17 protein-coding genes and 1 pseudogene are annotated in these 13,060 nt (G+C 73.8%); 11 read left to right on the forward strand and 7 right to left on the reverse strand.

Annotated elements, in window-relative coordinates:
* Positions 1–123 precede the first annotated feature (123 nt).
* The 5 genes from IF88_RS0108425 to IF88_RS0108445 all read right to left on the reverse strand — a co-directional run bounded on the left by IF88_RS0108425 (position 124) and on the right by IF88_RS0108445 (position 2,409).
* On the reverse strand, positions 124–732 hold the full coding sequence (locus IF88_RS0108425; protein WP_234323459.1) for a VanZ family protein: 609 nt from the start codon (positions 730–732) through the stop codon (positions 124–126).
* Between the two features lie 10 nt (positions 733–742).
* On the reverse strand, positions 743–1,225 hold the full coding sequence (locus IF88_RS0108430) for an ATP-binding protein (RefSeq protein ID WP_030708867.1): 483 nt from the start codon (positions 1,223–1,225) through the stop codon (positions 743–745).
* A gap of 114 nt (positions 1,226–1,339) precedes the next feature.
* A complete protein-coding gene (locus tag IF88_RS47200) occupies positions 1,340–1,495 on the reverse strand; it encodes a DUF6131 family protein (RefSeq protein ID WP_199808042.1) in 156 nt (51 codons plus the stop codon).
* A gap of 155 nt (positions 1,496–1,650) precedes the next feature.
* Positions 1,651–2,022: a PRC-barrel domain-containing protein gene (locus IF88_RS0108440; RefSeq protein ID WP_030708869.1), complete on the reverse strand. Its 372-nt coding sequence runs from the start codon at positions 2,020–2,022 to the stop codon at positions 1,651–1,653.
* Between the two features lie 207 nt (positions 2,023–2,229).
* On the reverse strand, positions 2,230–2,409 hold the full coding sequence (locus IF88_RS0108445) for a CsbD family protein (RefSeq protein ID WP_030708871.1): 180 nt from the start codon (positions 2,407–2,409) through the stop codon (positions 2,230–2,232).
* A 499-nt stretch (positions 2,410–2,908) separates the two neighbouring features.
* Between IF88_RS0108445 and IF88_RS0108450 the strand changes: the two genes are divergently transcribed.
* The 5 genes and pseudogenes from IF88_RS0108450 to IF88_RS47700 all read left to right on the forward strand — a co-directional run.
* Positions 2,909–5,353, forward strand: coding sequence for a SpoIIE family protein phosphatase (locus IF88_RS0108450; RefSeq protein ID WP_030708874.1), 2,445 nt, complete (start codon positions 2,909–2,911; stop codon positions 5,351–5,353).
* A gap of 134 nt (positions 5,354–5,487) precedes the next feature.
* On the forward strand, positions 5,488–5,850 hold the full coding sequence (locus tag IF88_RS0108455; RefSeq protein WP_030708876.1) for an STAS domain-containing protein: 363 nt from the start codon (positions 5,488–5,490) through the stop codon (positions 5,848–5,850).
* A gap of 12 nt (positions 5,851–5,862) precedes the next feature.
* On the forward strand, positions 5,863–6,303 hold the full coding sequence (locus IF88_RS0108460; RefSeq protein ID WP_030708878.1) for an ATP-binding protein: 441 nt from the start codon (positions 5,863–5,865) through the stop codon (positions 6,301–6,303).
* A gap of 197 nt (positions 6,304–6,500) precedes the next feature.
* On the forward strand, positions 6,501–6,872 hold the full coding sequence (locus IF88_RS40140; protein ID WP_037805586.1) for an SAV_915 family protein: 372 nt from the start codon (positions 6,501–6,503) through the stop codon (positions 6,870–6,872).
* Positions 6,860–7,144: pseudogene (locus IF88_RS47700) on the forward strand (diaminopimelate decarboxylase); the annotation flags it as partial. The gene IF88_RS40140 and the pseudogene IF88_RS47700, both read left to right, overlap by 13 nt.
* Before the next feature lie 40 nt (positions 7,145–7,184).
* Here the strand turns inward: IF88_RS47700 and IF88_RS46445 are convergent.
* A complete protein-coding gene (locus IF88_RS46445) occupies positions 7,185–7,358 on the reverse strand; it encodes a hypothetical protein (RefSeq protein ID WP_158754321.1) in 174 nt (57 codons plus the stop codon).
* 113 nt (positions 7,359–7,471) lie between these two features.
* On the opposite strand from IF88_RS46445, the gene IF88_RS49005 reads away from it, so the two are divergent.
* The 3 genes from IF88_RS49005 (at position 7,472) to IF88_RS0108485 (ending at position 8,837) form a co-directional block, all read left to right on the forward strand.
* Positions 7,472–7,603, forward strand: a complete 132-nt coding sequence (locus tag IF88_RS49005) for a hypothetical protein (protein ID WP_267884485.1) — start codon at positions 7,472–7,474, stop codon at positions 7,601–7,603.
* Between the two features lie 185 nt (positions 7,604–7,788).
* Positions 7,789–8,403, forward strand: a complete 615-nt coding sequence (gene dhaL / locus IF88_RS0108480) for a dihydroxyacetone kinase subunit DhaL (RefSeq protein WP_030708882.1) — start codon at positions 7,789–7,791, stop codon at positions 8,401–8,403.
* Positions 8,400–8,837 (forward strand): PTS-dependent dihydroxyacetone kinase phosphotransferase subunit DhaM, encoded by a 438-nt coding sequence (locus IF88_RS0108485; RefSeq protein ID WP_051836603.1) that lies wholly within the window; start codon positions 8,400–8,402, stop codon positions 8,835–8,837. The genes dhaL and IF88_RS0108485 overlap by 4 nt, the downstream gene beginning before the upstream one ends.
* Before the next feature lie 105 nt (positions 8,838–8,942).
* On the opposite strand, the gene IF88_RS0108490 is transcribed toward IF88_RS0108485, so the two are convergent.
* Complete coding sequence (locus tag IF88_RS0108490; RefSeq protein WP_030708890.1) at positions 8,943–9,335, reverse strand: RNA-binding S4 domain-containing protein; 393 nt, start codon at positions 9,333–9,335, stop codon at positions 8,943–8,945.
* A gap of 134 nt (positions 9,336–9,469) precedes the next feature.
* Here IF88_RS0108490 and IF88_RS0108495 point away from each other — a divergent pair, with 134 nt between their 5' ends.
* The 3 genes from IF88_RS0108495 (at position 9,470) to IF88_RS0108505 (ending at position 13,011) form a co-directional block, all read left to right on the forward strand.
* Positions 9,470–9,865, forward strand: a complete 396-nt coding sequence (locus tag IF88_RS0108495; protein ID WP_030708892.1) for a TOBE domain-containing protein — start codon at positions 9,470–9,472, stop codon at positions 9,863–9,865.
* Positions 9,866–10,027: 162 nt separating this feature from the next.
* A complete protein-coding gene (modA, locus tag IF88_RS0108500; RefSeq protein ID WP_030708894.1) occupies positions 10,028–10,840 on the forward strand; it encodes a molybdate ABC transporter substrate-binding protein in 813 nt (270 codons plus the stop codon).
* A gap of 143 nt (positions 10,841–10,983) precedes the next feature.
* The gene (locus IF88_RS0108505) at positions 10,984–13,011 is read left to right on the forward strand and encodes an ABC transporter permease (RefSeq protein ID WP_030708896.1); all 2,028 of its coding nucleotides are present in this window, start codon (positions 10,984–10,986) and stop codon (positions 13,009–13,011) included.
* The last annotated feature ends 49 nt before the right edge of the window (positions 13,012–13,060 follow it).

A 13,060-nucleotide genomic window follows, 5' to 3' on the forward strand; every position in this document is an offset into this window, starting at 1 on the left:
CTCGGTCGGCGGCAGACCGAAGGTGTCACGCCCGGCGGACGCCGCGACAGTCACCGCTGTCACCGATGGGGTGTGCAGTACTCATGAGTCACAAGTCAGGGCTCACGCGTAAGGGCTCACAAGTCAGTTGTCGCGAGGCTCCGTTGCCGTCCCGCGAACGCCAGGACGGCGGCGGGGCAGGCGGGGGTGGGGCAGGCGGTGCCACCAGTGCCTGCGGCGCGGGTGCACGGCCCGGCCCAGCCGGCGGCCGATCAGCAGGTACCCGAGGAGCGCTCCGGCCGTGTTGAGGATGACGTCGTCGATGTCGAAGACGCGGCCGGTGACGAGGGCTCCCTGGGTGAGCTCCACCAGCGTCATCAGACAGACCGTCACGGCGGCGACCCGCAACAGCCCCCGGGCCGGGGGCAGCAGGACGGGCAGGAGCACGCCGAAGGGCAGGCCCAGCAGGAGGTTCCCGCCCAGCTGGCGCACCGCCTCGGTCGTCGAGGCCCCTTCCAGGTAGGCGTTGATCGAACGGCCGGGGTGCACGTTGCTGTGCACGAGGGCCGCCGAGGCGGCGGACGGTTCCAGCGTCAGCCGGCCCAGGACCACGCTGAACGCGACGGTGCCGGCGAAGGCCGCCACCATGGCCAGTGCCCGGACGGCGGGGTGCGCCGGACGGCGCCGCCCCCCGGAGACCGGTACGGCCACTTCCTCCGCCTGCTCACCGCGTCGCGCTCCACTCCATGTCATACGGGCCCGCCTACCCGGCGAACGGCACGGTACGCGCGCCGGGCTGACGGTCCGCTAGCCGCGAGGCCTCGATCTCCGCCCAGACGACCTTGCCGCTCCCGTGGGCGTAGGAACCCCACCGGTCGGACAGCCGCTGCACGATGTGCAGGCCGTGGCCGCCGGGGACACCCGGCCGGGACGCGGCCCCGGGGCGTGGCAGCGTCCTCGCGCCGTCGAGCACGTCGATGCGCAGGGTCTCACCGGCGGTCAGTACGAGTTCGTGGCAACCACGGGCGTGCAGGGCCGCGTTGGCCACCAGCTCGGACACGAGGAGCAGGGCGTCCTCGGCGCTCTCGCTGCGGTCCCAGCCCCAGTCCCGCAGGGTCTGGCGGGTGAAGTCGCGGCCTTTACCGACTGCGCCCCGGACACTGCGCAGCGCGAGCCGGCGGCGCTGCCCGGTGACCGGTACTCCCGTACGCCGGGTTTCGCCGGCGGCTGCTCCCGTCGTGTCCACTGTCGCCTCACCCCGACCGCCAAGCTGCTGTCTGTGTCGGACGGAGCCGTGCCGCTCCGCCCACGGACCACCCCCGGACCGGCCGCTTCCCGCGTCCGGCCCGGGGCCGGCCGGCTACCAGTAATGGCGCCGGCCGCCGACCGCGTGCCCGACCGACCCCAGGATCCACAGCACCGCCCCCACCACGAGCAGGATGAGTCCGATGGTCCACAGGATGGAAATTCCGGTCAGGAATCCCACGACCAGGAGAATAAGTCCGACGAGAATCATGATGTCCCTCGTTCTCACGTTGGGAATTCGGCGGAGCAATGGGAACCGCCGTGGCCTCTCGGATCGCGTCTACCCTCGAAGTTCGGGTACGAACAGGCCAGCGGCAACAGAAATGGGCCCGAACTCGTCGAGTCCGGGCCCATTCAGGTGCCGGGTCAGACCGGGCGACGGCCGAGAGGGCCGCCGGCCGAGTAGTAGTACGTGCCGAGCGCCTCGCGGTAGTCGACGTCGCCCAGGTGCTTGTCACGGTGGAATTCCGGGGCGTTCCTGATCTGCTCCTTGGTGCCGTCGACGTAGACCTTCTCCTCGTCCGCATCGATCCGGATCACGGTGCTCGCCGGGAGCAGGACCTCCTTGCCGAAGATCCACACACCGGTGTCGACGACCAGGTAGGAGTCACCGGCCTCGTGGGAATGCTTGTCCACCTTGCCGATGTCGCCGTCGGTCGCCTCGACCTTGTAGCCGGTCAGATCGGCGCCGGCCAGGTGGCCTGCGGTCGACCGGTAGGTCCACACATGTTCGGTCACGCGAAAACAACTCCTCCGACGGACAGGGGACGACGAGGTCTTCCTGCCGTCCTGCTCGATGTTCGATGGCGTACGCGGTGGCATCGGTGCCCCGCCCGGAGTCGGTTGCCCCGCCCCCGGCGCTTCATTCACCGGAGTGCGTGCGAGTGCCCCGCCGGGCTGCTGCCCGGCGGGGCACTCCGTACGTGAATCGGGTCGGGAGGCGGGTCAGGACTTGCGCGTGGCGCTCTTCGTCTTGTCCGATGCCTTCGCCGTCGTTTCCTCCGCCTTGCCGCTCATCCGCTCGGCACCGCCTTCCGCCTGCATGCCCTTGTCGTCCATGGCACTGCCGGCGCTCTCCTTGATCTTGCCCTTGACCTGCTTGGCCTTGCCCTTTGCCTTGCTCATGACGGGGTGGTTCCTTTCTGGAAGGGGTGCTGCCCACCTTGCTTCCGTGGCAGGCGCTCCGCAATTCGGGCCGGAATTCCCTGATGGATACGGGTGGTGTCGGTGCCGCCCTCAGTCCGGGGGTTCCGGCACTGCGGGCGGCTCGCCGGGCGTGGGCCGGTCGGGAGCAGGACGGGGATCACGGGGCTTGGGGCCGGGACTCGGGTGGGCCGGCTCGCGGGGCACCGGATCGCGCGGTACCGGATCCGGACTCCCCGGAGTGGGCCCGGGGCCTTCAGGTTCCGGTTCGGTGGTCCAGTCCATGGGGTTCACCTCGTGTTCCTTGGCGTACGTGGCCTCGTCGGCCGGTCCTGCCGAGCAGGCGCCCTTGGCGCCTGCCCCGTCGAACGCGCCTCAAGCGGGGACGGCGGCGGCCGCGTCCGGGCTCCCGCCGCCGGGCTGCCGCCGGGGGCCCCCTCACCTGGGCGCACGCCGAGTACGGCCGTGGCATGCTCAAGGAATGAAGGGCGATGCCGCACCTGCGGGCGAGGGCGCCGGGCCCGAGCTGCTGGCGCTCGCCAAGGTGGTGGCCAGGCTGCGATCGGAGGTCGCGGACCTGGAGGGCGTGGCCGCGACCACGGCCGTCGTGGAGCGGGCCAAGGGCGTCCTGATGGCCCGGTCGGGCGTATCCGCCGACACGGCCCACGAGATCCTGCTCGGCCAGGCCGGTGCGGGGGGCCGCACCCTTCTGGAGGAGTGCTGGCTGACCCTGGGGCAGATCCCCTCGAACCCTCCGCCCGCAACCGCGACCGCACCCGCCGCCGCGCCCGCCACCCGCTCGGCCGACGCGGGGAGCGAACCGGCCACCGCGGCCTTCGGCTCCGGGCGCCGGCTCGTCGGCAGTCGCGCAGGTACGGCCGCCCTGCGCCCGCCGCTGGCCCGGCTCGCCGACGGCCTGGCGGCGGCGCACGGCGGTGACGACGTCGCGGAGCTGCTGCGGACCGTGCTCGGCACCGGGGCCGGTGTGGACGCGGTGTTGATCTACGCCCTGACGTCCGCCGGAAACCTGGAACTGGTCGGCCATGCCGGCATCGACGACGTGCTGGCCGAGCGGTGGCGCCACATCCCCCCGCTCGCGGGCGTGGCCGCCCACGAGGCGGTCACCGGGCGCCGGGCCCTGTGGCTGGAGGATCCGTCGCAGGACGCCCGCCACTACCTGCTGATCGGGGACGCGACGGACCGGTGGCACTCCCGCGCCTGGATCCCCGTCCCCGCCGACGGACCCCCGGACAAGGCCATCGGCTTCCTGCGGACGCGGTGGGGGCCCTTCCCCTCCGACATCCGGGCACTGCTGCGGCGGGCGGCCCGGTTGTGCGCCGGCCCGCTGGGGATGCCGGAGCGGCCCCGCGACCCCGAAGGCGAGCCGGCGGACGTGGACGTGGCCTCCGCCCAGCGGATGCTGGACGCGCTGGCCGGGCCCGCGATCCTGCTCACGCCCCTGCGCTCGGAGACCGGCGAGGTGGAGGACTACCGCATCGACGCGGCCGCGCCCGAGTCGGTGGACGTCGCCGGGCGGCGCGGCAAGGAGCTGGTCGGCCGCCGGGTCCTGGAGACGTACCCGACCGTGGTGGGCACCGCGCTGTGGGACGGGTACCTGGAGACGCTCACGACGGGAACGGCGTACGAGGGCGAGCCCTTCACCTACGAGGAGGTGGTCGCCGGTGTCCCGCAGCAGTCCGTCTACTCGGTCAGGGCTTCCAGGCTGGGAGACCGGCTGGTCGTGTCCTGGATCCGCCATGACACGAGCGAGCGCGAGGCACGGCGGCTGGCCGACATGCAGCGGCTGGGCAACCTCGGCTGGGCCGGATGGAACCTGGCGGCGGACACGATCACCTGGTCCGATCAGGTCTACGCCATCTTCGACCGCGACCCCCGCCACGGGCCGATGGCACTGGAGGAACTGCCGCGGCACGCCGTCCCCGACGACCTGCCCAAGCTGGGCACCGCCCTGCGGCAGCTGCTCGGCGAGGGGGAGCCCGTCGACCAGCCGTTCCGGATCACGACCGCGGACGGCGTACGTCACCTGCGGCTCGTCGCCGAGGCCCAGACGGACGCGGACGGCACACCGGTGGAGGTGCACGGCTTCTTCCAGGACCTCAGCGCGCAGCGCGGCGTCGAGCTCGCACTGCGCGAGAGCGAGCGGGCCGTCCTCCTCCAGCGCGGCATGCTCCAGGCCGAACGGGCGCTCGCCGCGAGCCTCCAGGACACCCTGCTGCCGATCCCCGAGCAGTCCCTGGAACTGGCCGGCCTGCGCATCGACGTCGCGTACGTCCCGGCCGACCGAGGGGTCAACGTCGGCGGCGACTGGTACAGCGCCATCGAACTGCCGGACGGCAGCGCCCTCTTCGTCGTCGGGGACGTGGCCGGGCACGGTCTGGCCGCCGTCGGCACGATGGCCCAGCTGCGGTTCACCACGAAGGGCATGACGATCACCGGCTCGCCCCTGCCCGACGTACTGCGCCGGCTCAACACCCTCCTGCTCCACACCGCCACGGACCCGTCCGCCACCGCGACCGCCACCATGGTCATGGGCCGCTACCAGCCCTGGGACCGGCGCCTGACCTGGGTACGGGCCGGCCACCTGCCCCCCTTGCTGGTCCGCGGCGGTCGGGCGAGCTTCCTCGAACAGCCGCGGGGCAACCTCCTCGGCGCGACCTTCGACGCCTCCTACGGCCAGGCCGTCCTCGACCTGATGCCCGGCGACCGCCTGCTGTTCTACACGGACGGACTCGTGGAGGAACCGGGCGAGGACATCGGCGTCGGACTCGACCGGCTCGCCACGTCCACCCTGCGGCTTCTCCGGGCGGGACGCGGCGAAACCCTCGCCCGGACGCTCGCCGCACTGTGCCCGGGCAACCGCGACGACATCTGCGTCCTCGACGTCCACGTCCCGGACGACCCGTGATCCGGCCCACGGGGCGCGGCCAGGCCACGGCGCCGACCGGCGCTCCGTGCCCGGGCCGCAGGCTTGGACGGCAGCCGACGGGGTAGGCGCGCTGTACCCCGAAAATCCCGGACGGGAGAGGGAGTGTGTGCCTGATGTCCACGGCGAACGGAGAACGATTCACCGTCGAGGCGCGGTCCCTCGAGGGGGCCACGGTCCTGGCCATGACGGGGGAACTCGACCACGACACCGCCGAGCCCTTGCGGCAGGCCCTGGACACCGCCTGGCCCGACGGCGGGCGGCTGCTCGTCGATCTGACCCGCCTGGACTTCTGCGACTCCACGGGCTTGAACGTGCTGTTGCGCGGCCGGCTCGCCGTACAGGAATCCGGTGGCACCCTTGAGCTGGTCGGCCTGCACCCACCGGTCGCACGCATGTTCCACATCACGGGGGCGGACCGGCTCTTCCGGCTCCACACGGACGTGGAATCCGCACTCGCGACGTCGCAGCACCCGTAGGGAGGAGCACCGATGGACGCGGGCCGGTCGCCGGAGCTGACCCGGCTCCTCGTGCTGCACGAGGCCGCGCACGCGGTCACCCGGTGCCGCGACTTCACGCGCCGGGCCCTCACGGACTGGCGCTGGCCGCCGGGACCCGTGGAGGAGGGCACCCCCGGGGCAGACGTCACCGACGACGTCCTGCTCCTGGTGTCCGAAGTCGTGGCCAACGCCTGCCTGCACGCGGGCGGCCCCACGTCCCTGGCGCTGCGCTGTACGAGCGAGCGGCTGCGGATCGAGGTGACGGACGCGAGCCCCGCCGCACCACGGGCCACGCACCGGGCCGACCCGTCCCGGCCCGGAGGCCACGGCCTCCTCATCGTGGAACGGCTGGCCCGCGACTGGGGCTGGAGTCCGGTGGGCGGCATCGGCAAGTGCGTATGGGTGGAGATCGGCTCCCCGCCGGGGGTGTGAACTCGAATTCACCGGTCCGTGCGGGTCCGTCAGTGAAACGTATGGACTCGGCCCGATGCCGTAAAGGTCCCGTCAGGGGGTGGCCGGGGTGGCCGCGAGTGCGTACCGGCGGGGATAGCTTCGGTGTCGCGCCCCGGACTGCCTCCCCGCATCCCGGGGCCCCCAGCCGCCACTCGTGGTTCCTGTGGGAGGGCCTCATGTGTTTGTTCCAGTACGACGACGACCCGGAGCCTGAAGAACGCGTCCCGGCCGGGCCCCTGTACGTGCCGGTCCTGCCGGGAAGGGCGGAAGTGGCGGTACGCCTGTTCCGCACCCCGCTGGGAGCACGTACCGCCGTGGGCTTCACCAGTGCGGGGCGGCTGGCCGCGACGCTCGGCGCCGGCCAGCGCTGGATCCGGCTCTCCGAGTCCGCGCTCCGCGCGATGGCCGAACCGATCGGGGCGCCGTTGCTGACCGTCGACCCGACCCTCACCGCGCCGGCGGTGGCCGGGACGCCGACGGGGGCCGCGACCGGGGCGGTCGCCGCTACGGTCCCGCAGGCTCCCGGGACCGTTGCCCGGACCGTCTGATCGGCCGTCACTCCACGGCCGAGGCCTGCACGGCGACGCTCGTCGGCCGGCACTGCGAGGCCGGGGACGTGCTCGCCGCCGAGGTGGAGCTGCCGGGCGACATCCACCCCGGTGACCGGCTCGCCGTACCGGTGGCCGGCGCGTACCAGCTGTCCGTGGCCTCCGGTTACAACATGGTGGGGCGTCCCCCGGTGGTCGCCGTCCACGAGGGCGCGTGCCGTTTGCTGATCAGGCGCGAGACGCTGGACGACTTCCGCAGCCGGGACATCGGCCGCGAGCCCGCCTCTTGCGGACCGTCCCTTCGGCCCGTACCTACGGTTGGTAGACGAGCTCGATCACCATGGCGGCGATGAGGGCCCAGACGCCGATGCCGAGCAGCCACAGGGCGTCGAGGGCGGCGCCGGTGGTGATGACGGCGAGGCCGGCCGCCGCGAGGGCGAGTACGGTCCGGCGGACGGTGCGGTCGGAGCGCGAGCGAGTGGTCACGCCAGTGAGAATCCCGCCGGGCCTTCGCCGTGGCGAGGGTCCGGCGGGATTCCTGTCGGCATGCACGCGTTCCATACGCGGTGGTGGGAGCGGCGTCAGGCGTCCGTCAAAAGGTGGCGCCCCGTGTTGCCGACCCGCACCCGGGCCGCCCCCTGGCGCCCGAGGAAGCCCGCCAGGTGGCCGTCACGCCGGCCGCTCAGGCCGGCGCCGCCCTGGACCCGGCCGGCCTGCCCCACCAGGCCTGATCGCCGGAGGACGACCCCCGCCGCGTCAGGGGTGGCGTCAAGGGTTCCGTGCCCACTGGACGTACGTGGGTGCCCCGACAACGCGGCGCGGTGCGGTGCCGGGCGGCGCGGGTCAGGCAAGATCCGAAAGAGACGGCCTAAGGTGTCGTGGGACTGGCCAGACCGATGCGAGGCGAGGAGATCCGGTGCGCGACACAGACTTCTTCCGGCGCTGGATGGCGGCCGCCGCGGCCGCGGTCGAGCGGGAGGCGGACCGGCTGACGGAGCTCGACTCCCCCATCGGGGACGCCGACCACGGCAGCAACCTGCTCCGCGGGTTCAGGGCGGTGCTCCCGGCTCTGGAGGCGGAGGACCCGGGGGCGCCGGGCGAGGTGCTGCAGCTGGCCGGGAGGACGCTCATCTCGACGGTCGGCGGCGCCTCGGGGCCCCTCTACGGGACGCTGCTGCGGCGCACCGGCAAGGCGCTCGGGGAGGCGGCCGAGGTCTCCGACGCCGAGCTGCGCGAGGCCCTGGACGCGGGGGTGGCCGCGGTGGCGCAGCTGGGCGGGGCGGCGCCGGGTGACAAGACGATGCTGGACGCGCTCGTGCCGGGGGTGGCCGCGCTGAGCACCTCGTACCGGGCGGCCGCGGAGGCGGCGGAGAACGGGGCGCTGGCGACGGTTCCGCTGCAGGCGCGCAAGGGCCGGGCCAGCTACCTGGGCGAGCGGAGCATCGGGCACCAGGATCCGGGCGCGACCTCGTCGGCGTTGTTGCTCCGGGCGCTGGCGGACGTGGCGGACCCGGGCGAGGACGCGGCATGACCGGCGCGGACGCAGGCGCGGACGCGGGTCCGGGCCCGGCCCTGGTGGGCATCGTGCTGGTGTCGCACAGCGCGTCGGTCGCGGAGTCGGTGGCGCAGCTGGCGCGCGGCCTGGCGGCCGGCGGCCCCCTGGCCCCGGTGGCCGCGGCGGGCGGCACCGCCGCCGACGGGCTCGGCACGAGTGCGGAGCGGATCGTCGCGGCCGCGCGGGAGGTGGACCGGGGCGCCGGGGTCGCGCTGCTGGCGGACCTGGGCAGCTCGGTCCTGACGGTGAAGTCCCTGCTGCTGGACGACGAACTCCCGCCGGACTCCCGGCTGGTGGACGCCCCCTTCGTGGAGGGCGCGGTGGCCGCAGTGGTGGCCGCCTCCAGCGGCCTCCCCGTCCAGGAAGTGGCCTCGGCGGCCACCGAGGCGTACACGTACCGCAAGACCTGACCGTCCGGACCGCGGGTCCGGGGGTCAGGGGGTCGGGGTTCCGCGCCGGCGGCCGGGCCCGTACCGCCGGACCGCCACACCGCCGGACCGCCCCACCGCCGGAGGCTACGGGCGGCCCCGCAGGGATTCGATCTCGCGCCGTTCGCGCTTCGTCGGGCGGCCGGCACCGCGGTCGCGGATGCCGACCACGGCGGCCTCGACGGGGGTCGGCGGCGGCGGGCTCTTGTCGATCATGCATTCCGCGGCGACGGGAGCGCCCACCCGCTTGGACACGGGCCGCTTCACCACCACGATCCGCTCGCGCCCCGCGTGGAAGAGCCGTACCTCGTCACCCGCGCGCACCGCCTGCGCCGGCTTCGCGCGCTCCCCGTTGACCTTCACATGGCCCGCCCGGCAGGCGGTCGCCGCGATCGAGCGGGTCTTCGTCAGACGCACGGACCAGATCCACGCGTCGACCCGCACCGTGCCCGGATCCGTTCCCGATACCTCATCAGCCATGCCCCGACTCTAGCGAGGCGGAGGGGGCGGAGCGGAACGAGTTTTGGCAGATACACCAAGAGGCATGGCATCTGCTATGGAGATGAGCCCAACAGGATTGCAAACGCGCCACATATGCACCTACCTTGTCGCACATGCAGTCCTACACCATCGGACAGGCGGCGCGTCTGCTGGGCGTCAGCCCGGATACCGCGCGCCGCTGGGCCGACGCGGGCCGGGTGGTGACCCATCGCGACGAAGCCGGCCGTCGCCTGATCAGCGGCCGTGACCTCGCGGCCTTCTCCGTCGAGGTGGGCCAGGGCGCACACGCGGAGGACGGCGAGCCGTACACCTCGGCACGCAACGCCTTTCCCGGCATCGTCACCGCCGTCAAACTCGGCGACGTGGCCGCCCAGGTCGAGATCCAGGCAGGTCCCCACCGTCTGGTCTCGCTGCTCACCCGTGAGGCCGTCGAGGAGCTCGGGCTGGAGGTCGGCATGCAGGCCACCGCCCGCGTGAAGTCCACCAGCGTGCACATCGACCGCACCTGAAACCCGGACGGCCCCGCCCGCAGGTCGCCGCCGTCCCCCGCGGTCCCCGCACCACCAGCGCCACCGCACGCCCCCACCCGCTCCGCCCGTCACCGGCGCGGGTCACCACCGCGCGGAACCGGTACCTGCCGGCCGCCGACCCGACCGAGGAGCCCCCCGCTCATGTTCCCGCCCCTGACCCGCCGCCGCGCCGCGGTCGCCGCGCTGACCGCCGCCCTGCTCGTGCCGCTGGCCGCCTGCGGCACGGCCGACGAGAAGCCCGCCGCCGGCCCCACGTCCGGCTCGGCCCCGGCCTCCGCCGAGCCCAAGGCCGCGAACCTCACCGTCCTCGCCGCCTCCTCCCTCACCGACGTCTTCAAGACGGCGGGTGAGGCGTACCGGAAGGCCCACCCCGGTACGAAGATCACCTTCTCCTTCGCCGGTTCGCAGGAGCTCGCCGCGCAGGTCAAGCAGGGCGCTCCGGCCGACGCGCTGGTGACCGCCGACACCAAGACCATGGACGGGCTGAAGGCCGAGACCGGCGAGCCCACGGTCATCGCCAAGAACCGCCTGGTCATCGCCACCGGCAAGGGCAACCCGTTCAAGGTCGACGAGCTCAGGGACCTCGCCGACGCCAAGCTGAAGGTCGTGCTCGCCGCGCCCGAGGTCCCCGTCGGCCGCTACAGCAAGCAGATCCTCGACGCCCAGAAGATCGAGGTGAAGCCGGTCTCCCAGGAGCCCAACGTCCGCGCCGTGCTGAGCAAGGTCGAGCTGGGCGAGGCCGACGCCGGCCTCGTCTACAAGACCGACTCCGCCAAGTCCGGTGACAAGGTCGTCACGGTGGACATCCCGGACGAGCAGAACGCCGTGGCCTCCTACCCGGCCGCTGCGCTGAAGCAGTCCAAGAACGCCGAGGCCGCCGCAGCGTTCGTAGCCTGGCTGAGCACCCCCGAGGCCCAGAAGATCCTCCAGGACGCGGGCTTCCAGAAGGTCTGAGCGCCGCCGGCGTCCGTGTCCGGCGTCCGTGTGACGAGGGGCTGTCCGGTCCGGGGGGACAGGCAGCCCCTCTCGGCGTACCCGCGCGAGTCCGTCCGTACGATCCTTCCCCCGCAGTCCCCCCTCCCCAGCCAGGAACGCCCATGAGCAGCAGACCCCGCACCCGCACCCGGCCCCCGCTGACCCTGGCGATCCCCGCACTGCTCGCCGTCGCGTTCCTGCTGATGCCGCTCATCGGCATCCTCGTCCGCACCCAGTGGGGGGAGCTCGGCACCCATCTCGGCAGCCCCGGCGTGGTCGAGGCGCTGAAGCTCTCGCTCCTGGTGTCCCTGTGGGCCCTCGGCCTCTCGCTGCTCCTCGGCGTACCGCTCGCCTGGCTGCTGGCCCGCGTCCCCTTCAAGGGCAAGGCGCTGGTCCGCTCCCTCGTGCTGCTCCCGATGGTGCTGCCGCCGACCGTCGGCGGTGTCGCCCTGCTCCTGGGTTTCGGCCGGCGCGGGCTGCTCGGGCCCTGGCTGGAGGACGCCTTCGGGATCACCCTGCCCTTCCACACCTCGGGCGCGGTCGTGGCGGCCACCTTCGTCGCCATGCCGTTCCTTGTCATCAGCCTGGAGGGCGCCCTCGGCGGGCTCAAGCAGAGCTACGAGGAGACCGCCGCCTCGCTCGGCGCCTCTCCGGTCCGCGTGTTCTTCACCGTGACCCTGCCCATGGTGGCCCCCGGCCTGATCGCCGGAGCCGCGCTCACCTGGGCCCGCGCGCTGGGCGAGTTCGGCGCGACCATCACCTTCGCCGGGAACTTGCCCGGCACCACCCAGACCCTGCCGCTCCAGGTGTACCTGCTGCTCCAGGACCAGCCCGAGGCCGCCACCTCCGTCTCGCTGCTGCTGCTGGCGATCGCCATGGCCGTACTGATCGCCCTGCGCGGCCGCTGGACGGGGACCCCGGTGACCGCCCGCGAGGCCGTGGCCAGCCCGCCGGTCCCGGACGAGGCGCCCGCGGCCGTGTCCGACGCCGGCCCCGCCACCGGGGCCGCCGCACCGCCGGAGTCAGCGCCGGAGGCCGCGCCGGGGGCCGCACCGGGGGCCGCGCCGAAGTCAGCGCCGGAGTCAGCGCCGGGGGCCGCGCCGCACGAGGGCGGCCACTGGCCGCTGCACGCCACCGTCACCGGTTTCAACCAGCTCACCCTCACTGCCGAACCGGGCACCACCATCGCCGTCGTCGGCGAGAACGGCGCCGGCAAGACCACCCTGCTGCGGGCCCTGCTCGGCCTGACCCCCCGAGCCCACGCCGACCTCCGGCTCGGCGACGCCGACGTCACCGCGCTGCCCCCGCACAAGCGGCAGGTCGCCTGGGTCCCGCAGGACGGTGCCCTGTTCCCGCACCTGAGCGCCCTGGCGAACACCGCGTACGGACTGCGCGCGCACGCGGTGCCGCGTGCCGACGCCCGCCGCGAGGCGCAGGCCTGGCTGGACCGGCTCGGCGTCGGCCACCTCGCCCAGCGCAAGCCGGCCCAGCTGTCCGGGGGCCAGGCCCAGCGGGTGGCCCTGGCCCGCGCGCTGGCCGCCCGCCCGCGGCTGCTGCTGCTCGACGAGCCGCTGGCCGCCCTCGACCAGACCACGCGGGCTCGCGTCCGGCACACCCTGCGCACCCACCTGGCCGGCTTCGGCGGGGTCTGCCTCATCGTCACGCACGATCCCGTCGAGGCGGTGTCGCTGGCCGACCGGGTCCTCGTACTGGCCGACGGCCGCACCCTCCAGGACGCGCCGCCCGCCGAGGTGACCCGGCACCCGCGCTCGCCGTGGGTGGCCCGCATGCTGGGGCGCAACGCCTGGCCGGGCATCGCGTCGGCGGACGGGCTGTCCCTCGCCGAGGGCGGGCGGCTCGTCGTCGCGGAGGCGCTGCCCGAGGGGGCGCAGGCGCTGGCGATCATCGCCCCGGAGGCGGTGTCGGTGCACCGGGAACGCCCGGCCGGCAGCCCCCGCAACGTCTGGCCGGGCACCGTACGGGAGATCACCGCGGTCGGCAGTCGGCTGCGCGTGCTGATCGCCCCCGCCGGTGCGCCCGACCTGGTCGCGGAGATCACCCCGGAGGCGGCGTCCGAGCTGGGCATCGTCGACGGGGCCGAGGTGTGGACCAGCGTGAAGGCCACCGAGATCACCCTCGTCCGCCTGTGACGATCGGACGATCGGACGATCGGGCCGTCGGGCGGGTCGGGCGGTCGGA

It is taken from the genome of Streptomyces sp. NRRL F-2580 (assembly GCF_000720115.1).
Taxonomy (GTDB): Bacteria; Actinomycetota; Actinomycetes; order Streptomycetales; family Streptomycetaceae; genus Streptomyces.